Source organism: Halalkalirubrum salinum (genome assembly GCF_005543295.1).
GTDB lineage: Archaea > Halobacteriota > Halobacteria > Halobacteriales > Haloferacaceae > Halalkalirubrum > Halalkalirubrum salinum.
The window spans coordinates 1-24,386 of record NZ_SRSG01000026.1 but is presented as its reverse complement, the minus strand read 5'-3'; the positions used below and the strand labels follow the sequence as shown (position 1 = coordinate 24,386).

General features: G+C 61.1%; 19 protein-coding genes and 2 pseudogenes. 5 read left to right on the top strand and 16 right to left on the bottom strand.

Annotated features, from left to right (window positions below):
- Window positions 1–25: 25 nt before the first annotated feature.
- The 9 genes from argC to E5K03_RS10730 all read right to left on the bottom strand — a co-directional run bounded on the left by argC (window position 26) and on the right by E5K03_RS10730 (window position 10,658).
- Window positions 26–1,090: an N-acetyl-gamma-glutamyl-phosphate reductase gene (argC, locus tag E5K03_RS10770; protein WP_138006856.1), complete on the bottom strand. Its 1,065-nt coding sequence runs from the start codon at window positions 1,088–1,090 to the stop codon at window positions 26–28.
- On the bottom strand, window positions 1,087–1,974 hold the full coding sequence (gene lysX, locus E5K03_RS10765; protein ID WP_138006855.1) for a lysine biosynthesis protein LysX: 888 nt from the start codon (window positions 1,972–1,974) through the stop codon (window positions 1,087–1,089). Before lysX ends, argC begins: the two co-directional genes overlap by 4 nt.
- Before the next feature lie 2 nt (window positions 1,975–1,976).
- A complete protein-coding gene (gene lysW, locus E5K03_RS10760; RefSeq protein ID WP_137198131.1) occupies window positions 1,977–2,147 on the bottom strand; it encodes a lysine biosynthesis protein LysW in 171 nt (56 codons plus the stop codon).
- Window positions 2,148–2,325: 178 nt separating this feature from the next.
- Window positions 2,326–3,795: an argininosuccinate lyase gene (argH, locus tag E5K03_RS10755; RefSeq protein ID WP_138006854.1), complete on the bottom strand. Its 1,470-nt coding sequence runs from the start codon at window positions 3,793–3,795 to the stop codon at window positions 2,326–2,328.
- A 2-nt stretch (window positions 3,796–3,797) separates the two neighbouring features.
- On the bottom strand, window positions 3,798–5,072 hold the full coding sequence (locus E5K03_RS10750) for an argininosuccinate synthase (protein WP_138006853.1): 1,275 nt from the start codon (window positions 5,070–5,072) through the stop codon (window positions 3,798–3,800).
- 333 nt (window positions 5,073–5,405) lie between these two features.
- Window positions 5,406–7,286 carry a PAS domain-containing sensor histidine kinase gene (locus E5K03_RS10745; RefSeq protein WP_171006680.1) on the bottom strand — a complete coding sequence of 627 codons (1,881 nt, stop codon included), beginning with the start codon at window positions 7,284–7,286 and terminating at the stop codon, window positions 5,406–5,408.
- 80 nt (window positions 7,287–7,366) lie between these two features.
- Window positions 7,367–7,987 carry a dolichol kinase gene (locus E5K03_RS10740; RefSeq protein WP_171006679.1) on the bottom strand — a complete coding sequence of 207 codons (621 nt, stop codon included), beginning with the start codon at window positions 7,985–7,987 and terminating at the stop codon, window positions 7,367–7,369.
- A 10-nt stretch (window positions 7,988–7,997) separates the two neighbouring features.
- Window positions 7,998–9,800 carry a glycine--tRNA ligase gene (glyS, locus tag E5K03_RS10735; protein WP_138006850.1) on the bottom strand — a complete coding sequence of 601 codons (1,803 nt, stop codon included), beginning with the start codon at window positions 9,798–9,800 and terminating at the stop codon, window positions 7,998–8,000.
- Window positions 9,801–10,658 carry a CBS domain-containing protein gene (locus tag E5K03_RS10730; RefSeq protein WP_138006849.1) on the bottom strand — a complete coding sequence of 286 codons (858 nt, stop codon included), beginning with the start codon at window positions 10,656–10,658 and terminating at the stop codon, window positions 9,801–9,803.
- Between the two features lie 241 nt (window positions 10,659–10,899).
- On the opposite strand from E5K03_RS10730, the gene E5K03_RS17250 reads away from it, so the two are divergent.
- Window positions 10,900–11,067: a DUF7556 family protein gene (locus tag E5K03_RS17250; RefSeq protein ID WP_171006678.1), complete on the top strand. Its 168-nt coding sequence runs from the start codon at window positions 10,900–10,902 to the stop codon at window positions 11,065–11,067.
- A 42-nt stretch (window positions 11,068–11,109) separates the two neighbouring features.
- Here E5K03_RS17250 and E5K03_RS10725 read toward each other — a convergent pair whose 3' ends face one another.
- Window positions 11,110–12,030 (bottom strand): ketopantoate reductase family protein, encoded by a 921-nt coding sequence (locus E5K03_RS10725; protein WP_138006848.1) that lies wholly within the window; start codon window positions 12,028–12,030, stop codon window positions 11,110–11,112.
- A gap of 78 nt (window positions 12,031–12,108) precedes the next feature.
- The gene (locus E5K03_RS10720) at window positions 12,109–12,417 is read right to left on the bottom strand and encodes a DUF7130 family rubredoxin-like protein (protein WP_138006847.1); all 309 of its coding nucleotides are present in this window, start codon (window positions 12,415–12,417) and stop codon (window positions 12,109–12,111) included.
- A 172-nt stretch (window positions 12,418–12,589) separates the two neighbouring features.
- Here E5K03_RS10720 and E5K03_RS10715 point away from each other — a divergent pair, with 172 nt between their 5' ends.
- Window positions 12,590–13,249: an HVO_2922 family protein gene (locus E5K03_RS10715; RefSeq protein WP_138006846.1), complete on the top strand. Its 660-nt coding sequence runs from the start codon at window positions 12,590–12,592 to the stop codon at window positions 13,247–13,249.
- A 36-nt stretch (window positions 13,250–13,285) separates the two neighbouring features.
- Here E5K03_RS10715 and E5K03_RS18005 read toward each other — a convergent pair.
- From E5K03_RS18005 to E5K03_RS10705, 3 genes and pseudogenes are all read right to left on the bottom strand, one after another.
- Window positions 13,286–15,274: pseudogene (locus E5K03_RS18005) on the bottom strand (LAGLIDADG family homing endonuclease); the annotation flags it as partial.
- A gap of 225 nt (window positions 15,275–15,499) precedes the next feature.
- Window positions 15,500–19,672 (bottom strand): annotated as a pseudogene (gene polC, locus E5K03_RS10710) (DNA polymerase II large subunit); the annotation flags it as partial.
- A gap of 18 nt (window positions 19,673–19,690) precedes the next feature.
- Window positions 19,691–20,110: a PPC domain-containing DNA-binding protein gene (locus E5K03_RS10705; RefSeq protein ID WP_138006844.1), complete on the bottom strand. Its 420-nt coding sequence runs from the start codon at window positions 20,108–20,110 to the stop codon at window positions 19,691–19,693.
- Window positions 20,111–20,208: 98 nt separating this feature from the next.
- Between E5K03_RS10705 and E5K03_RS10700 the strand changes: the two genes are divergently transcribed.
- On the top strand, window positions 20,209–20,895 hold the full coding sequence (locus E5K03_RS10700) for a type 1 glutamine amidotransferase domain-containing protein (RefSeq protein WP_138006843.1): 687 nt from the start codon (window positions 20,209–20,211) through the stop codon (window positions 20,893–20,895).
- A gap of 399 nt (window positions 20,896–21,294) precedes the next feature.
- Here E5K03_RS10700 and E5K03_RS17405 read toward each other — a convergent pair whose 3' ends face one another.
- Both E5K03_RS17405 and E5K03_RS17400 read right to left on the bottom strand, forming a co-directional pair.
- Complete coding sequence (locus tag E5K03_RS17405; protein ID WP_240730004.1) at window positions 21,295–22,383, bottom strand: transposase; 1,089 nt, start codon at window positions 22,381–22,383, stop codon at window positions 21,295–21,297.
- A gap of 95 nt (window positions 22,384–22,478) precedes the next feature.
- A complete protein-coding gene (locus tag E5K03_RS17400) occupies window positions 22,479–23,060 on the bottom strand; it encodes a hypothetical protein (protein WP_205742989.1) in 582 nt (193 codons plus the stop codon).
- A 330-nt stretch (window positions 23,061–23,390) separates the two neighbouring features.
- Here E5K03_RS17400 and E5K03_RS10690 point away from each other — a divergent pair, with 330 nt between their 5' ends.
- Window positions 23,391–23,870 carry a winged helix-turn-helix transcriptional regulator gene (locus tag E5K03_RS10690; protein WP_138006842.1) on the top strand — a complete coding sequence of 160 codons (480 nt, stop codon included), beginning with the start codon at window positions 23,391–23,393 and terminating at the stop codon, window positions 23,868–23,870.
- 115 nt (window positions 23,871–23,985) lie between these two features.
- Entirely contained in the window at window positions 23,986–24,246 is a 261-nt protein-coding gene (locus E5K03_RS10685) for a hypothetical protein (protein WP_138006841.1), read from the top strand.
- Window positions 24,247–24,386: the final 140 nt, after the last annotated feature.

Below are 24,386 nucleotides of genomic sequence, written 5' to 3'. Positions count from 1 at the left end.
GAGTGTCGAACGTAGTCGGTTCGTCTCAGGGTGCGCCAACCGGGTGAAGTCCGATGAAGTCGAGGCCAGCGGTCTCTTCGAGTCCGAGCGCGACGTTCGCGCCGTGGATCGCCTGGCCCGCCGATCCTTTCATCATGTTGTCGATCGCCGAGAAGACGACAATCCGCTTGTTCGAGGGGTCAAGCTCGAAGCCAACCTCGCCGTAGTTCGTCCCGGCGACGGCTTTCGGCTCCGGATAGCGGTAGACGCCACCCCCGCCGGCGACGAGCCGCATGAACGGCTCGTCCTCGTAGCTGCCGCGGTAGGCCGTCCAGAGATCGCCTTTCGAAACCGGTCCGTCGGGGAAGACGTGACAGGTCGCCGAGGCGCCGCGGATCATATCGACCGCGTGGACAGTAAAGGAAACCGAGAGCCCGAGGAACTGTTCGATCTCGGCCTCGTGGCGGTGGCCGATCGGCGCGTACGGGCGGACAATGCCCGATCGCTCGGGGTGGGAAGAGGCAGGGCCGCCGCCGGCACCACCCTCCGAGGAGCCGACCTTCACGTCGACGACGATGTCTTCGGAGCCACCCAGGATGTCGGCGTCGAAAAGCGGCTTCAATCCGAGGATCGTCGCGGTCGCGTTACAGCCGCCGGAGGCGATGAGGTCTGCGCCCGGCAGCGCCTCACGGGTGAGTTCGGGGAGCGCGTAGACGCTGCGATCGAGATATTCGGGTGCGCTGTGGCCGTCGTAGTACTCCTCATACTGTGCTTCGGTGTTGAGCCGAAAGTCCGCCGAGAGGTCGACGACGGTGTCGGCGTGGTCGAAGAACTCGTCAATTTGGCCCATCGACACGCCGTGGGGCGTCGCCGCGAACAACACGTCGACGGAGTCGAGGTCTTCCGGCGAGGAGAAGCGAAGGTCGAGTCCCCGAAGATTCGGGTGGACCGAGCCGACGGTCTTGTTGTCGTACGATCGGCTCGTCGCCTGGGCGATCTCGAAATTCGGATGCCCAGCGAGTAGCCGGAGGAGTTCACCGCCAGTGAACCCAGAGCCGCCGATAACAGCCGCCGACAGCGTCTCCGAGTCGATCGGGGTGTCCTCGCTCATGCAATCGGTGCCTCCGCCGCGTCTGATTCGGCCGCCTTCGTCTCCAGCCAGTCGACGACCCGCGCAGGCACGTCGACGTCGGTCGAGTCGTTCAGCGCTTTGAATTCGACCGTGTGGTTGACCTCGTGGACGGTGTATTCGCCGCTGCCCGCGCCGCCAACTTCCATCAGATCGATGCCGAGCAGCCCATCGCCGACCGCGTCGCTGGCTGTTTCGACGAGATCGAGCGCCGTCTCGTCGAGTTCGAACGCCGCGGTCTTGCCGCCCTTGGCGGCGTTCGTGAGCCAGTGCTCCGATGATCGCGTCATCGCGGCCACCGGCTCGCCGTCAGTTGCGAGCACGCGGATGTCACGGCCCGGCTTGTCGACGAACTCCTGGACGTAGAACACCTTGTGCTCGTAGTGGCCGAGGGTCGCTTTGTGTTCGAGGATCGCTTCGGCGGCGTTTCTGGAGTCGATCTTGGCCATCAGCCGCCCCCACGAGCCGACAACCGGCTTGAGAACACAGGGGTAGCCGAACTCCTCGATCGCCTCAAGCGCCGCGTCGGTCGTGAACGCGACCTTCGTGTTGGGCGTGGGCACGCCCGCCTCAGCAAGCGCGAGGCTGTTTTTGGCCTTGTCCGCACAGATGTCGGCGGTCCGTGGGTTGTTGATCACGGTGACGCCGTAGCTGTCGAGGAACTCTGTGGCGTACAGCGATCGGCTCGTCGCCAGACACCGATCGATCACCAGATCCAACTCGGAGACGTCAGTGGTCATCCTGTCGAGGCCGAACTGCTGTTTGCGGACGTCGATCTTTTCGACCTCGTGGCCGCGATCGCGCAGCTCGTTCAACAGCAGCTTCTCATCCCGGCGAATCCGTGAGTAGAGTATCCCGACGTGCACTGTTACTCACCCCAGTCCTCTTCGAGCTCGGGGGCTCGATCGAGGACTGGTGGTGCCGTATCGATAACCTCGAGTTCTGCACCGCAGGTGCCACAATCAATGATCTCTCCAGCCTCCAGATCGTCGTGCAGGGATAGTTCGGCCCCGCATTCGACGCATTCTGCTTCGCTCATAGTGTACCTGCCACTATCGCGTACGAGTACATAAAGGCTTCGAACTTATCAGACAATAAACATTCTACGCAGCCGAAGCTACCGGTGAATTCAGGCGGTTAACGCCGCATGAGAAATCATATGTCAGATTTCATGATATCAAATTCGTCCCGTTAGGGACGGTCGTCGGATCGCCGGCTCAGACACGATCGAGTACCTCCGTGTCGAGCATATCGGCGGCCGTCTCGAGGGCCGATCGGCGGTCGGCTACCGCGGCCGTGTGGGCATCCACGTCGGCAGTCGCCGCTTCGATCGTCGCGTCGACCGCGGTAGGAGCCGGCCCGCCGACGGAGTCACGGCTTGCGACGCTCGCCGCTGGATCCAGCGCCTCCTCGATCGCCGCTTCGGTCACGTGTTCGAAGAGGGACTCACCGAGGACGGCTTCAGCGGCCGCGTCAAGATTTGCGGCTGTGACCCCCTCTGGCTGTGTTTCGGCAGCCTCGGCGGCGTGGGCGACGAGCTCGTGGGCCGTCCGGAACGGGATCCCAGCCATTGCGAGCAGGTCGGCGATCCCGGTCGCCGTCGAGAATCCCTCACCCGCGGCGGCCGCAAGCGCCTCGGAGTCCCAGTTGGCTGTCGAGACCGCGCCAGCCGCGACGGCGCTTGCCTCGGTGACGACGTCGATCGCCTCGAACGCGTGACCATGCGCGCGTTGCAGGTCACGGTTGTACGCCCGCGGGAGCCCTTTCAGCGTCGAGAGCACGCCGGTGACAGAGCCGATCGCGTCGCCGGCGACCCCCCGTGTCAGCTCCATCGTGTCAGGATTCTTCTTTTGTGGCATGATGGAAGAGGTCGAGGAGTACGCGTCCGACAGCTCGAGAAACCCCTTGTTCGAGTAGACGATGAGGTCCTCAGCAAGTCCCGAGAGCGTCGTCGCGTGCGCTGCGAGCGCCGCGGTCACCTCCGCGAGAAAGTCTCGCGCGGCAGCGGCGTCCATCGAGTTCCGCATGACGCCGTCGAACCCAAGCAGCTCGGCGGTCCGCTCGCGATCGATGTCGAAGGGCGTCCCCGCGAACGCGGCCGCCCCGAGCGGTGATTGGTTCGTCCGATCGTACGCGTCACGCAGGCGCGCAGTATCGCGGGCGATCGTCGCCTCGTAGGAACACAAAAAGTGGGCGACAGTAATGGGCTGGGCGGGCTGGAGGTGCGTGTAGCCGGGCATCGTCGTATCGAGATGCTCGGCCGCAGTCTCGAGCAGGGACTCCCGCAGCGCGATCGTCGCCTCGATCGCCGACAGCAGGTCTTCGCGCAACTGGTAGCGAAGACAGGCTGCAACTTCGTCGTTTCTGCTGCGGGCGGTGTGCATCTTTCCGCCGACGGGGCCGATCCGATCGATGACAGCGGATTCGATCGCCTCGTGGACGTCCTCGCCGTCCGGCAGCGCACCGTGACCCGCCGTCTCGACGGCATCGAGCGCCCCGAGGATTTCGGCGGCTTCGTCATCGTCGATGATCTCCTGTTCGGCGAGCATGAGCACGTGGGCGCGATCGACCGCGAGATCCGCCGCGAAAATCCGCTCGTCGGCCGCGAGGCTCGACATGAACCCGCGGGCGGGACCGCCGCTGAAGCGATCGCGGCGAACGACCGTTTCAGCGCCCTCGTCAGTCATTGTTACTCGAAGGTGCCGCCGTCGGCTTTCAGGGTGTCTTCTTCCTCGGACTCTTCGGACTCTTCGGACTCTTTAGACTTATTCGCGGCTTCGGTGACCGCGGCGGTCACCTTGTTGGCCAGCCGGCTCTGGAAGCCGTGGTACTTTGCGACGCCCGTGGCGTCTTCCTGTTTGATCCCGTCGACCGTCTCGGTGTTGAACGAGGCGGCGGATTCGGAGTACACCGCGTACTCACTGTCACGACCGACGACGCGGGCCTGTCCGCCCTGTAGTTTGATCGTCACCGTGCCCGTAACTTTCGTCTGGGTCTCCTCGATGAAGCCCTCGAGCGCCGAAACCAACGGCGCGTCGACGAGACCCTCGTAGCCCTTCTGGGACCACTCGTTGTCGACGAGCGTTTTGAAGTCGCGCTCTTCTTTGGTCAACACCAGCTGTTCGAGCCCCTCGTGGGCGTTGAGCAGCGTCGTGGCAGCCGGATGCTCGTAGTTCTCACGCACCTTCAGCCCGAGCATCCGATCTTCCATCATGTCTGTGCGGCCGACGCCGTAGGAGCCGGCCAGTTCGTTGAGCGTCTCGATCAGCTCGACCGGTCCGTAGGCCTCGCCGTTCAGGGCGACCGGATAGCCGTTCTCGAACTCGAGTTCGATCGTCTCGCTCTCGCCGGTCGGGGTAGTCGTCCACTCGTAGATATCCTCGGGCGGAACGTAGCTCGGGTCTTCTAAGTGGCCGCCTTCGATCGAACGGCTCCAGATGTTGGTGTCGATCGACCAGACGCCTTCGTTGCCGCCCTGGACAGGGAGGCTCTTTTTCTCGGCGTACTCCATCTCCCACTCGCGGGTGAGCCCAAGCTCGCGGACGGGGGCGATGACCTCCAGGTCGCTCGAGCGCCAGACGGCCTCGAAACGGAGTTGGTCGTTGCCCTTGCCCGTGCAGCCGTGGGCGATCCCCGTACAGTCGTGTTCGAGTGCGACTTCGAGAATCGCCTGTGCGATCACCGGCCGGGCGAGCGAGGTCCCGAGTGGGTATCCCTGGTAGTCTGCGTTCGCCCGAACGGAGTCCAGACAGAGCTGTGCGAACTCTTCGGTTGCGTCAACGACGTAGTGTTCGAGATCGAGCGCCGCCGCAGTCTCTTCGGCCTCCTCGAACTCGGCTTTCGGTTGGCCGACGTCGACGGTGACGCCAATCACTTCGTCGTATCCGTACTCTTCTTCCAGAAGCGGAACGCAAACGGTCGTGTCTAGTCCACCGCTGAACGCGAGTGCCACGCGCTGTGTCATTACACCGTTCTCGGACGCTCTACCCCTTAAATTCAACGTTTTTAATTTTGTAATAAAATGGGGGACTGGACGCTACGGAACCAAGGACTGGAGGAATTCGAGGCAAAAGCCGACGACGAGAGAGAATGTGTATTAGGCCCAGAGGGCCGGTCGTCGTCGGTCACCGACCGGTCGCGGTCGGCGTCGAGGCGATCGGACCCGTCGCTCAGCGGGAACAGCGGGCGCGCTGGGACGGAATCCGCTCATTGGTTACTGTACTGGGCTTAATTCATAAAAACATGTCGTGAGTACTGGTGACAGTCCACGAAAACAGACAGCAGCGATCGCGGACGGTCAGCCGTCGATTGGAGCGATCGAGTCGTCGAGTAGATCAGTTGTGTCGATTGTCACAGTAAAGCGCGCGCCGCCGGCGTCAGCCGCCTCGACCGCGATCGACCAGCCGTGGCTGTCGATCACCTGCTGGACGATCAACAACCCGAATCCAGTCCCTTCCGTGTCGGTCGAGTAGTCCATCTCGAAAATCTGGTCGCGCTCATCGAGATCGATTCCAGGGCCGTCGTCTGCAATAAAGAACCCATCATTGGTCGGAGCGACGATAATCGAAACGTCCGGACCCGCGTGCCGAACCGCGTTGCTGAACAGGTTTTCGAACAGCTGCTGAAGTTGGCTTTCGTTGCCGGTGACTGTCGGGAGGCCATCATCGATCGCGATCGCCGCCGCCGGTGCGTCGATCATCTCCCATGCCGCTTCCGCACAGGAACCCAGATTGATCGGCGTCTGCTCGCTGGCGGCACCTGATTTTCCAGCCACCGACAGGAGGCTATCAGTCAGCTCCTCAACACGTTCGAGCGCCGTAATGACCGGATCGATGTGCGAGATATCGCCGGTTTCGGCCGTCAGTTCCGCACGCCCGCGAGCGACGTTCAGTGGGTTCCGGATGTCGTGGGAGATGACGCCCAACAGTTCGTCGAGTCGATCGCGCTGGGTCGCAATGAGCTCCTCGCGCTCGATGCTCCGCAGCGTCGAACGAATGTTTGCCCCAAGCAACTCTGCGAGCGATCGATCCCCGTGGCTGAATGCGTCCTCGCTCGTCGTCGCAAAGACCATCACGCCATAGGTCCCGAGCGGCACGTGCAGTTCCTTGCGGAACGGGGTCTCCTCGCGATACCGCTCAGATTCGGTCGTAATATCGTCGTAGTACACCGTAATCCCGGTCTCGTAGGCCTCCCAGACGAGTCCCTCGCCGCGATCGAACGCCGGTGGCGGCGATCCGATGGTCCGCCGGAGCGCAGGCGTGTACGCGATCGGTTCGAGCGTATCTGTCTGCTCGTCGTAGAGGTGGAGGCCGACCTTGTCGAATCCGAGGACGCGGTCAGCAGCGGTGACCGCAATCTCGGCGACCGCCGAGCGGGTTTCGGCCTCGATGAGCGACTGGGTGACCTCATGGAGCGCGTTCAGCTGGTCCTCACGTCGCTTTCGGTGCGTGATATCGCGAGCAATACCAACAAGCTGGTCCGATCCATCGACCTCGTTGTAGACGCCTTTGGCGGTGTCGTGAATCCAGCGGACCTCACCGTTGGGCCGAACGATCCGATACTCAATGTCGACCCCGTCGTCTGTGACCCCGTCGAACGCGGCCCGGACCCGATCGTGGTCCTTGTGGTGGATCGAGTCAAAGAACCGATCGGGCTCGTCGTACAGCTCTGCTTTCGGCCGATCCCAGACGGTTTCGTACGCCTCGCTCACGAAAGCAAAGTGGTTGTCATCGCCCGCACGGATCCAGACCACCTCGTCGAGATTTTTTGTCAGCAGTTCGAACCGCTCGGTTTGCTTGCGCAGCGTTTGCTTGCGTTCGCGATCAGCCGATACGTCGCGAATAATCCCACAGAACAGGGTATCGTCGATCGGCTGATCGAGTTGGGTAGCGGTGTATCTGATCGGTACAGACGCGCCAGTCGCGGTCTCGAATCGAGTCTCGATGTCGATCGTCGAACCATCCACGGCTGCGTGAAACCGTGATCGGAATTCTTCACGCTCGGACGCTGGAACAAGCTCAAGCAAGCTCATTCCTGAAAGCGACTCGGTCGAATAGCCAGTCAGTGACTCAAACGAACCGCTCCAGTGGCGGATCCGACAGTCGGGACCAATAATCAAGACAACATCGTTGGCCGTCTCGATCGCCGTTCGGATAGTCCGAGTGTCGAGATCAGTCACCAACGCGCCTCGTGCCGGTAGTGACTCTGTTGCATTTTTTTACGATAACCGCGCTGGATACATATATCATGCGGGCACAGTCAGACGATCGTGAGCGGTTCGAAAATTGGGATCCCGATTGCCCACAGCACCGCGGCGATCGGAAGCGTCGCCGCCGGTGGAATGGTCAGATTGTCGTCGATCGGAACGCCCCCGATAATCGGTTTGATTCCGTCGGCAACAGCCGCACCAAGCGCGCCGAGCACCGCGGCGATCACTGCTGGCAGTCCACCAACCGCAGGAATAACCACGATCGCTGCGAGGGCGAAGCTCACAGAGAACATCGTGATCCAGACCCGCGGCGATTTGTGCTCGTATGGGCCGTTCGAGCCGAGTAGCCCGCTGATCGGATCGCCGATCGCGAGCATCAACATTCCCGGCACCGCGACCGTCGGCGCAAACACGAGCCCAACGGCAGTCATACTCAGCATGTACAGCGCGTAGCCGGCGAGCGCCTCGCGTTCGTACTCGCGGGTGAGCCGATCGTAGATCGCATGATTCAATCCGACGACGATCCGCAGGAACTCGAGAGTGAGCGCGATCGTGGTCGCGAGCACGAGCAAGTACTGTACCTGCTGCCACGTCCCGAGTCCAAGGAGATACACCAGTGGAATCCCTGCCCCGCTTGCGTGTACCACCCGCCGTCCAATCTCAAGGCTCACGACAACCGCCTCACGACGAATCGGTCGTCACGGTGGTCTCGACAGCACCGTAGGCCGCCCGAAGGTCGGCAAAGGTGCGATCGCTCTCGGGGTCGAAAAGCGCCGATAGCTCCGCCGACAGCGACGGAACCGGCACACGCACCTGCTCGGCGGTGTCGCGCTCGCGGACGGTGACCGTCGCGTCGCCGTCGCCTTCGATCCCGTCACGGTCGACAGTCACACAGAAGGCAGTCCCGATCTCGTCTTGTCTGCGATACCGCCGACCGATCGATCCGGAGTCGTCGTACGCGACGCTCACTCCCTCGTGACGAAGCGAACTGGCAATCTCGTTTGCTAATTCGACGAGCCGATCGTCGGAGACAAGCGGAAACACCGCAACGTCTGTCGGCGCAATTTCGGGTACTAACGAGAGGTACGCCCGTGTTTCACCATCGACCGCGTCGGTCGCGTAGGCGTGTTCGATGAGCGCGTACACCGTCCGGCCGACACCGAAGGAGGGTTCGATCACGTGCGGCGTGATGTGTTCGCCCGACTCGGTGCGCTCTTCGATCGAGAAGTTCGCGACATCGCTGTCGACGGTGTAGGAGTCGCCGTCGACCTCGACAGTGACCGTATCGGCGTCGAACGCGGCTGGATCGTGCTTGGCCAACGACGCCAGCGCGTCGGCAACATCGCCAGCGTCGGCACCGAACTCGGGTCCGAGCGTCGCCATATCCGGATCGACCGTTGCCGCCTCGATCGTTTTGGGTTCGTCGTAGCGTTTGAACACGGTAAAGCGATCGCCGGAGTGCTCGGCGTGTTTTGAGAGATCGTAGTCGCCGCGGTAGGCGAAGCCAGCGATCTCGATCCAGTTGCCCGAGATCTCCGCCTCGGCGTCCCAACAGTCTGAGGCGTAGTGGGCTCGCTCGCCCGATCGGTGCTGGCGGAACCGGAACCGATCGGTGTCGATCCCGACCCGCTCGTACCACGCCTGGGCGACCCCGAGGAAGTACCCAACCCACGGCGAGGCGATCGTCCCGTCGGCAACCGCCTCGCCGATCGTGGTTTCGACGTATCCGCCGTCGTCGGCTTCCTGTTCGGGGGCCGGATACAGCGTGACCGCGACGTCAGCAACCTCGTCGATCGGCGGCTCGTCAGCTTCTGGGTCGATAAACTGCTCTAATTCGGCCTGGGTGAACTCACGAACACGAATGATACCGCGCCGTGGACTGATCTCGTTTCGGTACGCCGGCCCGATCTGCGTCACGCCAAAGGGTAACTGTCCGCGGGCGTACTCTTTGAGCCGCGGGAACTCGACGAAGATCCCCTGAGCCGTCTCGGGACGGAGGTACCCGGGTTGCCCGCTGCCGGGGCCGATCGCCGTCTCGAACATGAGATTGAAATCCTCGACTGGCTCGCCGGCCAGCGCCGCGTCGCACGCGGGGCACGCGAGGTCGTGCTCGGCGATCAGGTCCGCGACGGCCTCGATTCCGAGCGCCTCGGCGTCTTCAATGCCCTCGATCGCGTCCTCAACGAGGTGGTCCGCACGGTGGCTCTCGCCACACTCCGCACACTCGACGAGCATGTCGTCGAAGCCATCGAGGTGCCCAGACGCCTCAAAAACGGGCTCGGGCATGATCGTCGGCGCCTCGATCTCGTCGTTGCCGAGTTTGACCGTAAACTGATCGCGCCAGGCGGCTTCGACGTTGCGCTTCAGCGCCGCCCCCTGTGGGCCAAACGTGTAGAAGCCCGCCACGCCGCCGTAGGCCTCATTCGAGCCGAAAAAGAAGCCACGTCGCTTTGCGAGTTCCATGACGTCGGCTTGCTCGGCCATCTAGATTGCCTCCAACAGATCAATATCTCGGACGACACCGATCAGTTCGCCGCCGGAGACGAGTGGGATCTGCTCGATGTCGTTTGTGATCATCGCCTGGGCTGCCTCGCGCGCACTCCGTTTCCGAGTAACGGTGACAACATCCTCGCTCATGAATTCCGAAACTGCCTCCGCAGGGATCTCGACGTTCCGGGTCGGCAGGTAGCGCCCACCGACAGCTTTGATGCCCTCCCACGCCCACGCAGAGTCCTGTTCGGCGATCGACTCGCCGGTTTCTTCTTCACCTTCGACCACACGGGCCACCTCGACGATATCGACCTCGGTGATAATGCCAGCCATGTCGGCGTCGTCGTCGAGCACGATCGCGTAGGGGACGTTTGCGTAGTAGATCTCGCGCTCGGCGACGGGCAACGGCGTCTTGACGTAGGTCGTGTTGATGTCCGTCGAGGCGAGGTCGCCGACCGCGACGTCGCCGTTGGCGTTCTCGCGGGCGATCGCCCGAATGAGATCGGTGACGGTAATAATGCCGTCGAGGTCGCCGTCACCGTCCTCAGCGACGACTGGAACCCGACGGGTGCCGGTCTCACGCATGAGTGCGGCGGCAGCGGCCAGGGTTTCTCCGGGGTCGATCGTTGGGACGTCCCGCATGAGAAGCGCCAACTGGTCCTCATCGGGGTTTTCGATCAGGTCGTCCCGCGAGACGAGTCCGCGGAATACCGCTGTGCCGTCGACATCTTTGACAACCGGGACAGACGAAAAGCCGTGCTCTTGGAGGTACACCAACACGTCGTCGCGCGTGCCGGGCAAGGAAACCGTCACCAGCGTGTCGCGCTGTGTCATTGCGTCCGAGACGTTCATACCCGCTGTAGCGTTGGCCAGCCTCTTGTATACTCCGAAGCCGTATTGACTGTTCCACTGCCCGAGACCACGGTTAATCGGCGAAAGGTCCACAATTCGGTTCGAAAGGCACAAACACCAGCATTCTCGACGAAAAAGCAGCACATATGTGTACATATATCGGCAGATCAATACACAAACGTGTTGATACACCAACGACAGTTTCGACGGGCTTTTGTATCAACGGATGAGACATACAACCATGACACCGAACCCCACACCAGGGACGGACGGATCGAACCCCGAGGTCATGGCCTCGGTCGATGGAGACGATTCCCGCCCGAGCCTTATTATCGCGGACGTTTCCCGCGACGAGGCGTGGGTTTCGGTCCGAGCCGACGATGCGCCCGTGCTGGCTGAGTGGTGCTGATCAATCGCTTTTGCGGGCACAACCCCGTCTGATTTGTCGGTGTTACTTCATTCGATTGCCAGCGCCGCCGCCAGACACGTGTTCGCGTTCCCATGCCGTGACAAGCGCGTCGAGTAGTTCAATCGTTGGGACGTCGACTCCCCGTTCTGTTGCCCGATCGACGATCGCCCCACAGATCGCCCCGATTTCGGTTCGACTGCCGCGTTCGACGTCTTGAAGCATCGACGATCGATTCGCGGCGGTGGCGTCGACCACAGCTTCGACCGCCTCGATCGCGCGATCGGCTGCGAGTTCGACACCACAGACGCGGGCGGTCTGGGCAGTTTCGCGGGCAGCCGATCGGGCGATCGAGTTGAGCGGGGGCTCTGCAAGCACGCCGTTTGGCGACCGCGTGAGTGCGGTAAGCGGATTAATCGCCGCGTTCACCGCGAGTTTTTCCCATCGTCGCCGCGGCATGTCGGTCGCGACGAGAGCGTTTGCGCCGACATCGCGGAACGCCTTCCCGACCCGCTCGGCCCACGCATCCGTGCCACCGCCGTGGCGGCCGATCGTCACCCGTCCGCGGCCGGTACATTCGACCACGCCCGGCTCTGGAAGCCGCGCGCCGTAGGTCGCGGTCCCCGCAAGAACAGTTCCCGCAAGCCCCGCGGCGAGGCGCTCTTCAGTCAGGCCGTTTTGTAGCGAGAGCACCGCCGTGTAGCGGTTCGATGCGAGTGCCGTGACTGCCGCGTCTGTGTCGTACGCTTTGACCGTCACGATCGCGACATCGGCGTCACAGCCACGCGCGCTCGTGACAGCGGTGGGATACACGTGGTCGTCGATCGCCCCGCGAATTCGCAGCCCATCCTCGGCGATCGCCGCCATGTGTGGATCGCGGCCGACGAGCGTAACCTCGTGTGCGCGCGCGAGCAGGCCACCGAGCAGGCTGCCGAGGCTCCCCGCGCCGAAGACGACAATCTCCATACCAGCGGGTCACGGGCGAGCAGTATCAAAGATGGCGATCGAAGCCGATCGGCCGGCACGCCGCGACAACAGAGCGAATCAGTCCTCTGCCCAGTAGTACAGTTCCTCTTTGCCCGCGCCGCAACTCGGACACGACTCGGGGAGTTCGTCGATTTGGCCCATCTCACCGCACTCCCAACATCGCCACATCAGATACGCTTCGCCAGCGCCGCCGGCAGTCGATCGATCGAGCGCCAACTCCCCCGTGGCCGTGGGTGCAGTCACGTAGAATCCGGAGCCGTCGAAACCTCTGATGACGCCCAGTTTGGTCCCATCGGCATCGTAGATTGCGTCGCCGATCTCGACGTGCTGTGCGTCCGCGTCACCGCCGCGTGTAGTCGGATTCATGAGTATGTTTATGTGTCACACGATATTGACCGTTCCGACGATACAGACCACACAGATTGCGATAGTGAGAGCCACAGACCGTGATAGTGGGAAGCACAGACCGTGATAGTGGGAAGCACAGACCGTGATAGTGGGGAGGATAACTATACGATCGCCCTGCGTGCGTTGTGGTATGAGCGACAATCCAGCGGACGGGAGAGTTCTCGAGGAGCAGAGACCACGCAAACGACGATCGATCGCGTCGTTCTTCCGCCAGTTCGCCGATCGGCTCGCTCGCGGTGAACCGGTTGCGGTCGATGCGGCCCAACACGTGGCCGTCGAAGTACCGGACGAACCGGACATGGCAGTCACAGTCGACCGCATGAACGGTCTCGTCTCGATTGACATCGAACTCGAATGGCCCGAAGAAGCCGGTTCAGTCGAGACAAGCGTTGTCGCCAGCAAGGCCAGCTTCGAGCGCTACGAGGACGCCGCCGGCGACTACCGCTGGCGGCTCCGCCACGACAACCGAAATATCATCGCCGACAGCGGCGAGGGATACACCTCGAAACAGAAGGCGACACAGGGCCTCGAAAGCGTGAAACGGAACGCCCCAGGCGCATACGTGCTCGATCGGTCACGCGACGAAACACCGCTAGGGGAGGGCGGCAGTAACGCGACGTTCGAGCTGTTCACCGACGAAGCTGGCGAGTGGCGCTGGCGGCTCCGCCACGACAACGGAAACATCATCGCCGATAGCGGGCAAGGCTACGCGTCGAAACAGAAGGCCAAACAGGGCCTCCACAGCGTCCAGACGAACGCTCCCGGCGCACCGATCGACCCGGTCGAGTGAATTGCGCAGCCAGCCAGCGCGATCGCCCGCCGACGCTCACATGAAGTCCGCAATTCCGCTTTGTTTGTTCGTGTCGTCCTCGAAGACTGATTCGAGCGATCGCTCCAAGATGGCGAGGCGCTGTTTGGTGTACTCACGGCAGTCGAACCGATCGGCGACCTCGATCGCGGTGTCGATGTACTTGTTGACCGATCCCTGATGGACGGTGAGGTTCACCCGGCCGCCGCACTCGCGACACTCGCCCGTCAGCGGCATCCGCCGGTACTTTTCGCCGCAGTCGAGACACCGCGTCTCCTGTCTGGAGAACGCCCGAAGGTTGCCGATCAGATCGGGCAGGAAGTGGTACTCGATCACCCGTTCGGCCACGTCAGTCTCGTCGACCGCCCGGAGTTTTCTGGCCAGCGCCAGTTGGGCGTCCATCTTGTCCATCATCGATCCGAGCGTCTTGTACGCCGAGAGGCTCGGTCCCATGTGGATGGTGGTTGTGTCGTGGGTATGATCGAAGCCGTGGTACTCTTCGTCGGTGCCGAGGATATCCTCGGCGATCGTGACCAGCTCCTCCGCCTCGTCAGGGTCGGCCATCCGCAGCGTCGCCTCGTAGAACTCTCGGGGATACTCCCTAACGATGTCCATGTTGTGCGCCTCGTCGTCGATCTCCGAGGGATCGATCCGCGAGGACATCACGAGGGGTGCGTCCATAGAGTTGTGTGCGTACAGCCAGTTAGCCGTGAAGACTGGATCGCCGCCGACCTGCAAGTCGTAGAGGAACCCGTCGTACGCGACACGCTCGATGTTCTTGACGCGGAGGTACGAGAGGTCACCGTCGACGAGCGGTCGAACATCGTCCAGTTTACGCTCGGCTACTTCCGGGAGGCCCCTGGCGTCGAGTTCGTCGATCATCTCCCGGAGTTTCTCGAGAGAGACATTGTCGCGGCGTTTCAGGTACTTCGGGATAATCTGTTTCACGCCGGAGATATCCAGCTCTCGGATGTCTATCAAGGCCTCAGGAACCGATACGACGAGGCTTTTTTCATGGTACGGTCGCTCGCCCTCCAACAGCCGTCGAAGGGGGTTATCCGTCGCACCGCCGGAGACCGTAACGTTGTAGATCGGCTGTCGGCGTGCGTCGCGTTCCCGTTTCGAGATATTCGCGACAAGTCCGAACCGATGGAGCAAGAACACGATACCATCTTTCACATCCTCGCTCGTGGTGTAGAACGCGATCGTGGTGTGGTTATCGTCACGCTGTTCGCTTCCGTCACCGGCGATAAATCCACGGAGGAACGACAGCGCGACCTCGTCTCGGCTCCGTAAGATGCAGTCTGGAATAATGTTTTCACTCGAACGGTAGCTGTCTCGATCTTCGAATCCGAGGTCGTACAACACCGCACGAAACACGGCAGGAAACGCGACCTCGTATGCTTTGTTTGTCCACCGGATTGCCGGTTCGACACCAAGGGATTCCTTGCTCGCAGAGACAACGCGATCGATCAGTTCCTCGTCCGCATTGTGGATCGTTGGACGAGTACCGGAGAGCGATCCCTCGGCAACGAACATGCCGAGCAGCCACGCAAATGACTCGTCGACGTCGACGTATCGATCGATACCCGTCGACGACCGCTGGAGTCCGATAGTCGCGTTCCAGTCCGGGGCGACGCCGGCCGTCGAAGCGATGTCCGTAAGCGTTTCAAAAGCAGTCTTGTTCTTCGAGAGACGATACGAGAGACCGCCGTCAAATGCGGCTCTCGTCTCACTACCCCGCGCCGAGTCCTCCCAAACGTCCGTGAGATACGACTGCACCGCGTCGTCAATGAAGACGTACGGATCGTCGACAGCGTCAACCACATCGATTGTCGTCGGTTCAGCCTGGACACCGAGTGTCCGAGGCGCGACGATCAGGTCGCCAGCCGCAAGATCGGCACCAGCCACCTCCTCGATACCGTCGTTGTACCGGAACAGACTATGGTGTTCGGTAATATCCAGCGATCGGCCGAACTGCGTCTCGATTCGGAGGAGATGCTCGTTTTCGTCTGCCTCGTAGCGGATCGCCTTCTCGATGGGTTTCAGAGACGCCTCGTGGGTATCGTCAAACGCGTACGTTTTCCAGCCTTCTGCGAAGCACGTCTTTTTCCGGAACTTCCCGTCGTACTCAATCGGACTCTCGAGTTCGTTCCAGAACTCCTCGAATGTGGTGAAGTGTATCGAACCGTCCGGCCCGACTGCAACGAGCCGTGAATCTTCGGCGACGCTCCCACCGCGTTGATCCGGCAGATACGACTTACTGAAGTTCAATAGCCCGTCCATGAGGAGCATCACACAGTCTTCGTCGCCGTCGCACTGCTTCTGTGAGAGATCGTTGGCGACGAGCGAGTGCGTCTCGGCCACGGTGAGACAGTACGTGTGGTCGATGTCCGATTCGACCACTGTGACAGAGCTGATGGGATCGACGATCGCGTCTTCGCTGCCGCCGTCGGCAGCATGCTCGGGCTGAGGACGGTGGCCTGGATCGGTCGCAGTGCGTTCTCTGCGGTCGATCGCGTCCCTGGACTGAACGGAGAGCACGTAGCGTTGGGCCGCCGCCTCTGAATCTTCGATCTCGGCCGCTCCGTCGATTCCGAGCCGCGAGAGCAACGCGAGCAGGTCGTCTTTGTGGGCCTGGCTGGCGATTGGCACCGATCGAACCGCTCCGTTGCGGTCCATGGTCGCAGCACCACCGAAGAATCCACGAAGATAGCCCGCGACGATGTCGTCGCTCGCGTTGAAGATACACTGTGGGACCCGTTTCGTGGCGTCAGCGTCAGCGTCGAACACGCTCTCGAAGATCGCCCGAAGCAGCCGACTGTGGACAATGACCGTCCCGTCGTCCGTACACACTGGGTCGACACCAAACGCTGAACGCAGCGTGTCGACGCAGCGATCGCGTGTCTGCTCGTCGGCAACGCGGATCGTCGTCTGGTGGACCGTTTCCGCAGGTGTCTCTTGTTCGGAGGTTGAACCTCCAGCCGCATAGCAGCCGAGTAGCGCTGCGACTCGTGGAGTCACCTCGATCGTTCGATCGATCTCGATCGACTCGCCCGCCAGGCTGAGTGTTGCATCTCTCGGCACGGACGCGAGCAGTGAGTCGATCGAGTCGGTGGTGCCCTCCAGCTCCGAACGCACCAGCTGATCGACACTAATCCCATCGGTGTCAACGACTGCTGCAAGGAGGTCGATCGTCGGCACTGGGTCACCCTCGATCACGTCGAGGTGTGCCGGCGTGATGAGGTGCTCATCCGCGGTTAGTTCGGTCGCCGCGCGCGAGCGAATCTCCGAGCCGTCGAAGACGTGCATCTCGTGATCCGGCGTGACGGTTATTTCCCGGCCGCGCTCGGTTTCCACGCGGACCATGTGGTCGGGAGCAACGTGTTTCGAGACCGCTTCGACCGGCTGCAATACCTCCTCGCCGTTCTCGGTCAGTGACGGGACAAACACGTCGCCGTCGAGTTCGGAGACGAGTGTGCCGAAGTCGTCCTCGGCGGGATCATCGAGGCGCGCGTCGACGAACTGGTCGATGCGATCGTGATGCCACGCGCCGGCTTCGTCGCGATACCAGAACGTCGTCTCCGGATGAAAGCAGTTGCGTCGTTTGGCCGCGTGAAAGTACGGATGTGCGTAGCCGACCGCCGCGGTGGTGAACCCGACGACTCGGCCGACAACCGCAGCGCTCGTGTGGGGAGCCATCCCGAACACCAACTCGCCGATCAGATCGTCGCGCTCGTTGATCTCGTAGAACGCCGGCAGCTCGTAGAAATCGGTCAACAGCTCGTCGACGAAGTCCGCGGTCCGCATCATGTGTTCGGCTGCCCCGTCCGAGAGCACGATATCCTGGACCTTCAGCTCGACAAGCTGATCGTCGTGAACGAGCGGCTCGCCGTCGATGTCAGTCTCATAGCCCAACTGTCGGAAGTGATCGGCAGTCACGTCGAGCTCCTCGGGGCGAACCGACGTAACCGGCAGATCGGTCATGTCGTAGCGGACAGTGCCGTCTTTGAACGTCGAGACGCCGTGTTTCGCCCGGAACACGCCCTTTGCGATCGGCTCGGGAACCTTGTGCTCTGAGGTGAGCCCCTTGACGCCTTTCAGAATGTCGAAGGATGCCTCACGCTCACCGAGTTCCGAGAGCGCGTTGCGATACTCCTCGCGGAGATCAACCTCCTGCCAGACGGCCGAGGAGACTTCCGATTCACAGCGCGGACAGACCACGCGGCCGGACTCGTCGGGTTCGCACTCGATCCCGCAGTTCTCGCACTCGTAGTACGGCTCGGTGTGAGTGTCGCAGTCCGGACAGGCAGATTTGTACGTATGTGTGCCACAGTCCGGACACTCACGGACCCCGATCTGGACGTCGAAAACACCTCGCCGGCCGCGATCGTCCATCTGCCGGGACGCCTCGGCGACGTTTCGCTGGTTCCCGCCAAAGTCTCGGATCGGAAACAGCGTGTGGACCGCCGGCGAGAGATCGCGCTTCTCTGATTTCTCGGGCCGACCCATCCGGTTGCCGATCCGGGTTGGGGCTCGCTCGCGGACCTCGAAGGGCGCGACCTCGTTGACGAGTTCGATCGCGTTCTCGCCGTCATCCCACGTTAACGCCCGCTCAGAGAGGTCCTCACGACTCCACTCGCGGCGCAGCCCGGCGGAAATACCGAGCGATCGGACGAGCAGCCGCCACTCGGGAACCCGTAGCGCGTCAGCGGTCGCGCTGTGTTCACACAGGAGGTGTTCGAGCGCCCGCTGGGTCGTCTCCGTGCGCTCGATCGCGAGCACGCCGTCGACGATTTCGCCGGCCTCGATCGCCTCTGCCAGCGACAGCGCCGCCTCGACAGAAATGTCATGCCACAGATACGTATACGCCGGATGCAGCGGACAGTCGTAGTCAGTTGCCCACGCGATCGCCTCCTCTGGGGTTGGGTCGTGCAAGTCGACGCGCGGGTCATCCGACAGCGCCTGGACGTCCGCACCAGCGGCCTCGAAGTCCTGAATCCACCACTCGTAGACGTACGAGGCAGGGACGAGCGAGTGGTTGTTCTCGATGAACTCGCCGATGTTGACGAGATACTCGCCCACGTCGATGATCTCTTCGACGCCGTTTCTGATCTCGAGGGCCTCCGCCGGATCGTCGATCGTCCGCACGTCGCCGTTGGCCAAGCGGACAGTTGGACCCTCGATCGAGTCCACGGGGACGACGCCGGCGGCTTTGCCCGGGCGCTCAGTCTTGATCTGTGTGCCAGTCGCAAGGAAGTCGTCGATCAGATGCATCGTCGCCGGGTGGACGCCTGCAGTCGCGAATCCGTGGTTTCGTGCACGGCCGTATCGGAGCCGGAAGCCGCCGGCTTCGGAGGGGTGTCCAAAGACAGGCCGGCCGGCGATCAGATCCCGGAGGTACTTCGTCGCCGGCTCCGCCCGAACCGGCCCGTGGCTCTCCGCAGAAGCGTCAGCATCCGTGCCGTCGCTTGCAGAATCATCCGTTTCCTCGCTCTCGTTGTCCTCGGTATCGCCGTCGGTGTGAGCAGTCTCGTCGTCGGCCGGGGCGTCTGTGCTGTCGGTCCCGATCGTCCCGTCGATGAGGTCCTGCAGCCACGGCCAGTCGACTTCGTCTAACTGGCGGGTGTAGCGCTGGATTTTCGGTGCCTTCAGCGCGATCCCCTCAGCCATGACGAGACACATCCCGCCGCGGGCGGAGTTGGTGTCGACGCGTTCGAGGTCACGATACCCCGAGACCTCCTCGTCGCCGGTGGCTTCCCCGTCGAGCATGATCGGCATGTTCCGGGCAATAAACCGGGTCTCTTTGTCTTTCGGGCTGTACTGGAGACCGGTCTCTTTGTCGTACAGACCGATCTCCTCGACGTAGCGTTCGACCTCGTCGTCGCGAGCATCGTACTCGGAGATGCCCAAAAGCGATCGCGCGTAGTCAGCGACGAGCACCGACAGGGCCTGGGCGGTCCCGCCTGCAGAGCGGATCGGCCCCGCGTAGTAGACGTTGACAAACTCGGTCCCGTCGCTGTTTTCGAGGAGTTCGACCCGATCGATCCCCTCAATCGGCGCGGCGACGACACCCTCGGTGAGCAGCGCGACCGCGGTCCGGACCGCGCCCTCGATCTTGCCCTCGCGGCTGTCGTAGTCGCCGACGGTCCCCTCGACGAAGTCGGTCACGAGTTCGAGAGCAGCCTCCTCGCGAGACATCTGGGCTTCCAGTTCGCGGACCCGTTCGGCAACGCCGTCGATCCCGAGGATGTTCTCGACGCGATCGGCCATGTCGCGGGCGACAGGGATCTCGATCTCCGGCTCGGGATCTTTGCCCTGGGATTTCGCCTCGCTCGCGAGCTCGATCGCCTCGTCGAGGCGGTCTTCGATCCGTCCGAAGTAGCGCTCGTCGTCGGGTCTCATATGTCAGCCCGACTCATCTTAGAGCCACAGGTCCAGATCGGTGACCTCGTCGTGGGATCGAACGAGGGGCTCCTCGAAGGCCCGCAGGTACACCTCGCCAGCAAACACGGTTCCGGCGTTGAGATGTCCCGCAAGCGCCTGTCCGCTGGGGCGCGATAAGACAGCGTGGGTGTGTGCGAACACCTCGCCGTCCAACAGCGCGATGTTGCCCACGCAGGCGGCGACCTCGAGTGGCTCTTCGAACGTCACAGACTGATACTCGGTGTCGGCTTGATCGTAGAACCACACCTCCGCGTCCTGGACCGCGCCCATCGCGTTGAACCAGCCGGCCTCAACGTCTTCCGCGCGCGCGAGTGACTCAATCTCCTCGCGCCAGTCGGCTCCGGTTTCGAGCCGCGCGAGGTACTCTCCGGTCGTGGTGACGTCGCGGTAGTGCATATCCACGCTGTAGCACGACGCGAAGAAAAAGCTACGTATCGAAGCGATGTTCCGCAGCCGATCGGCCTTTGCGGCTGGGTCACCAATACCCGAGTACAATGGTATCTGCACTATTCATTGTCAGCGAGCATGGCTACTGGGGCGAAGAATGTATCGAGCCGTTGACCACGCTCACAGAGGCAGGCGTCGAGATTACGGTTGCCACACCGACCGGGAACCCGCCAGTCGTCGACGAGCGATCGGTCGATCCCGAGGAAGTCGGCGAGGCACAGGCCGAACACGTGATGGAGGTCCACGAAACCGACGAGCGGCTGAACAACCCGATCGCGCTTGCGGACGCTGAGCCAGCAGCGTACGACGCGATCGTCTTCCCCGGCGGCCACGGAACCGAGTGGGACATCACCCAGGACAAACACGCGCGGGCGGCCCTTCGGACTGCCGTCGAGGGCGAGGACGGAACGGCACTCGTCGTCTGTCACGCGGTCGGCATCCTGGCGTTTACTCGTGACTCCAACGGGGAGATGCTCGTCGAGGGGCGAAACGTGACCGGCTTCCCGAACGCGTGGGAGGAAGGCATCGTCGACGAGCAGGACCTGATGCCCGACGGCCGAAAGCTCCCGTACTGGGTCGAAGACGAGGTCAAGGCTGCTGGCGGGAACTGGGATGCCGAACTAGACGACGACACCTCGGTGACCGTCGACGGCGATCTCATCACCGCCCGCGGTCCGCCATCCTCGCACGAGGCTGCGGTGACGCTGTTGGACGAACTCGGCGTCGATCGCTGAGGCGATCACGTCTGCGTTCGATCGCGAGCGAGTCGGGCGATCGGTTGTGACGGCTCACGGTTTCGAAATCCGAGCAAGGCCGTCATATTCAGCGATCGTCCGATATGGGACACAGCACCCAGTTTCATCGATCCACGTCGACAGCCACTCCTCAGCGATCGCTTCATCGATCTTCCCGGCATCGATGGAGCCCAACCTGACTGTTTGGCATTTCTACAAACGAAATGAGGGGGTGAGCGATGGTTCAGGTGACCAAACAAGTCGTACGAACGAAACCCGCGACAGAAAACTCGGTTAGATTACCATTCGAGTGTTGATCGGTGAGATTTGGGTGGAAATACCGCTGAAAAAACAGAGCTGCCGCTCGTGAAAACAGGCTCACACGGAGAAAATCGGCGGTCAGTCAGGTGGGGTGAACAGGCAGAACGCGACCAACGCAATCAGCTCTCCCGCAAGAATCGGGGGAGATTCACCCAGATCGACATCCATTGCGTCCCGCAGCATGAAGTTCGCCATCCGCCACACGTTATACAGCAGTGTCCCGACCACAAAGTACAGGAACCGGATGCGGAAGTCCTTCGATGCCGTCGTTGGCAGGAAGTGCTTCTTGATGGTCTTGTACTCGTTTTCAATCTCCATCCGCTGGCCGTACTGTCCAAGCAGCGCTTCTGCGCGGTGATGATCAATGTGCTCGTTCACCGTGAACACCGCGTACTTATCCCCGTCCTTCTTCGACGGCGTGTAGATGTACGTGATGTCGTGTTCACGACCGTCGTACTCGTGCGTGCCGTGCCCGATACGACTGTCGTACACGTCGTTGTCTTTGATCTCCTCGATGTTCTCCGCATCTACTTCCGCACGGGCTGGCTTCCCCAGCACGTATAGCAATCCACGCCGGTCGATCACATCCCGCGTCTCTTTGCTGCTGAACCCACGGTCAAGGAACACCTTATGAATGTTCACGTGACGGGCCGCCTGTTCTAACAAACTTTCCACGATGTCAGCACGAGATGTTCGCTCAACGTCCCATTCCATCTCGTGTTCCCACTTCCGCTTATCGCGTACCGGTTCCACCCCGAGGACAATCGGCGTGTTCTCTGCGATAATCGTGATCGTCGCAAGCTTGTATCCACGCTCATCGCTGTTTTTGAGCCCGGAAACCAAGTCCGGGTGCTCGGGGTCCAACAGTTTCTCTTTCCCGTCAATGGTCACTCTGATGGGGTCTCTGTCCGAGTCACGAGCTTGTTTCTCGGACATGAACGGCGAGGCGTAGAAATTCCATGCAGTGATGTCTATCGCCGCGTGAACCGGTTCCGTGAACCCAGCATCATCGTACGCTTCATCGGTGAGCTCCTCTAAGATGTTCTCAACGCCCGCGTGGAACGGTTCGAGGACTTCGTCACGGATTCGTTTCCACGCGGGAACCTGCGTCCCAGTCACGAATTCATCGAACGTGAGTTGTGATTCAGGCTTGGCGACCTTCTTCATCGTACGGTTATGCGAAGAGCCGTGCGGAACGCTTTCTCGTTCGCTAAGCCGGGCGAACCGGCGCGATGGAGTCGTTGTCCCGGCCCGAGACATATTTAGGTACCCTTGTCGCTCGAAATACGCTTCCAACGGGTACTTCGCGTTACTGGCACGATCTGCGGTGAATTCACTGAACCCAAGTTCAGTCGCACGCTCCACCGCGTCCATGATCTCCGTGTCACTGACCTGGTCGTGCTGAACCGTTTCAGGTCAAGTGCTGGCTCATTCGTCCGGATGATGTCGTGATCGCTGTACACTGACCGAATGACTTCAGCAGCGTCTTTCAGCAGTCGGCGTTCGTCCGGGTCGAACCGTTCTCGCTTATTGTGACTGATGATCTGCTGTGAGATCGGGCGGTCGAATCCGAGACGGAGATGCACGTACGCAGCGCCTTGCAAGCGGCGGGCGAGCTCCGACTGATTCAGATCGCGTGCGTGCTTGTAGAGGAATAACCGAACCATTGGTTCCAAATCGAACTTCGCACGACCGGGGTCGTCGTACCCGCTGAACCACTCGGCACCGATGTCGAGATTCGTGATGATGCGTGTGATGTGGTCGTGAATGTGGCACAGATCCTCTGTCTGGGCCTCAATAGACCGAAGGATTTCGTCTGAAGACGGTGTTTCAGACGCTGTCATCGACACCACCTTTCCGGAAGTCGTAGCTGTTGGTGACGCTGAAGCGAAGCAGGAGTTGACGCGTGGCTCCCGACCGCGAGCAGACCGTGGCCGAATAGTGGGGAGCCGTTCATAGCGTACCAGTATATTACTTTGAATCGAAGTGTAAGGATCGGGGTGTTGTTTCCGGAAACCTGCCTTAACCTACGCTATGGGTGGTTAAACGCGATGTGCGTGCGGGATAATTCGATTTCCAAATTGTTCCAAATCAAATTGTGTTTTGGAACGAAGCTAAGTTCAGAGTAGAAGAAAGTTTGACTACGGATGCCAACAGGGTATAGCGTGTGACACATGGCAGACACGCTTAGGGAATTCTTTGAGCTGCGTGGCGGGATCGGCCTTCTTGTCGTATTGAAAGGTGGATCAAAACGATTCAAGCATCTGAACGAGCGATTACAGATTAGTTCATCAACTTTGTCGAAGCGGATTGGGGAAGCGAAAGACCTCGGGCTGATTACCCCAGAAATCGATGACCGGGAGACATCGGTGAAGAATCAGTATCGGGTTACAGAGCGTGGGCAGTATGTAGTAGCAAAAATGGACCGATTAGACATCGTCCACGCGTATCGAACAATGCTTGATATGCAGGCACAAGTTGAGGATGGAAAGCACGAACTGGTGGAGTGGATTGAGGGTGAGAAGACGAAAGAGGAGTTAGCGAGACGTAGTGACAGCGATCCGTACGTTGATCCGTTCGGTGAAGATGTGACGGGCTTCTCCGGTGAAGACTCGGATCGAGATTATGATGATGAGTTCTTTACTAAGGAATAACTCTCCGAGTGACTTTATTTCGAGATATTGTTTCTTGAGACCGTAGATCACTACGACTGCGCACTGAGCATCAAGAAGGACGGAAAACCTATTACCCTTACGAGAAATATCTTGTATGGAACAGAACATCATCGAACGGAACTTCGTTGTGAGCTTTCTCCTCGGCTTAGGCGTCATCATGATGATGGCATTTGTTGGAGAACGGCTTGCAATTGGTCTGTTAGAATACGGTGTTCCATACGGAGAATGGATTGGTGTCGGTATCGGAGCAATTGCTGTCTTTATCGCATTTGCAGCGGTGTACACTCGCTTCGATTCAGTCTACGGATACCCTATTGCACGCTCAAAATTAGTTCGACCGGCGGCATGGGCTTGACTGAATTAGTCTCCTCACCGGTGGACTGTACGTTCTTATCACGCATTATCTGATAGGAGTTGCTAAATTTGCGGGTGTCTCGACCCAATATATCATGTGATGGTCACAAAACAGAGCCGCCTGAGAGCGACGCCTCTCAG

Excerpts from the sequence above, each read along its gene's own strand:
- E5K03_RS17250 (WP_171006678.1), top strand. The coding sequence starts at position 10,900 with ATGACACCGAACCCCACACCAGGGACGGACGGATCGAACCCCGAGGTC.
- E5K03_RS10720 (WP_138006847.1), bottom strand. The coding sequence starts at position 12,417 with ATGAATCCGACTACACGCGGCGGTGACGCGGACGCACAGCACGTCGAG.
- E5K03_RS17405 (WP_240730004.1), bottom strand. The coding sequence starts at position 22,383 with ATGAAGAAGGTCGCCAAGCCTGAATCACAACTCACGTTCGATGAATTC.
- E5K03_RS10705 (WP_138006844.1), bottom strand. The coding sequence starts at position 20,110 with ATGCACTACCGCGACGTCACCACGACCGGAGAGTACCTCGCGCGGCTC.
- E5K03_RS10730 (WP_138006849.1), bottom strand. The coding sequence starts at position 10,658 with ATGAACGTCTCGGACGCAATGACACAGCGCGACACGCTGGTGACGGTT.
- glyS (WP_138006850.1), bottom strand. The coding sequence starts at position 9,800 with ATGGCCGAGCAAGCCGACGTCATGGAACTCGCAAAGCGACGTGGCTTC.
- argC (WP_138006856.1), bottom strand. The coding sequence starts at position 1,090 with ATGAGCGAGGACACCCCGATCGACTCGGAGACGCTGTCGGCGGCTGTT.
- E5K03_RS10725 (WP_138006848.1), bottom strand. The coding sequence starts at position 12,030 with ATGGAGATTGTCGTCTTCGGCGCGGGGAGCCTCGGCAGCCTGCTCGGT.
- E5K03_RS10700 (WP_138006843.1), top strand. The coding sequence starts at position 20,209 with ATGGTATCTGCACTATTCATTGTCAGCGAGCATGGCTACTGGGGCGAA.
- E5K03_RS17400 (WP_205742989.1), bottom strand. The coding sequence starts at position 23,060 with ATGACAGCGTCTGAAACACCGTCTTCAGACGAAATCCTTCGGTCTATT.
- E5K03_RS10685 (WP_138006841.1), top strand. The coding sequence starts at position 23,986 with ATGGAACAGAACATCATCGAACGGAACTTCGTTGTGAGCTTTCTCCTC.
- argH (WP_138006854.1), bottom strand. The coding sequence starts at position 3,795 with ATGACTGACGAGGGCGCTGAAACGGTCGTTCGCCGCGATCGCTTCAGC.
- E5K03_RS10750 (WP_138006853.1), bottom strand. The coding sequence starts at position 5,072 with ATGACACAGCGCGTGGCACTCGCGTTCAGCGGTGGACTAGACACGACC.
- E5K03_RS10715 (WP_138006846.1), top strand. The coding sequence starts at position 12,590 with ATGAGCGACAATCCAGCGGACGGGAGAGTTCTCGAGGAGCAGAGACCA.
- lysW (WP_137198131.1), bottom strand. The coding sequence starts at position 2,147 with ATGAGCGAAGCAGAATGCGTCGAATGCGGGGCCGAACTATCCCTGCAC.
- E5K03_RS10690 (WP_138006842.1), top strand. The coding sequence starts at position 23,391 with ATGGCAGACACGCTTAGGGAATTCTTTGAGCTGCGTGGCGGGATCGGC.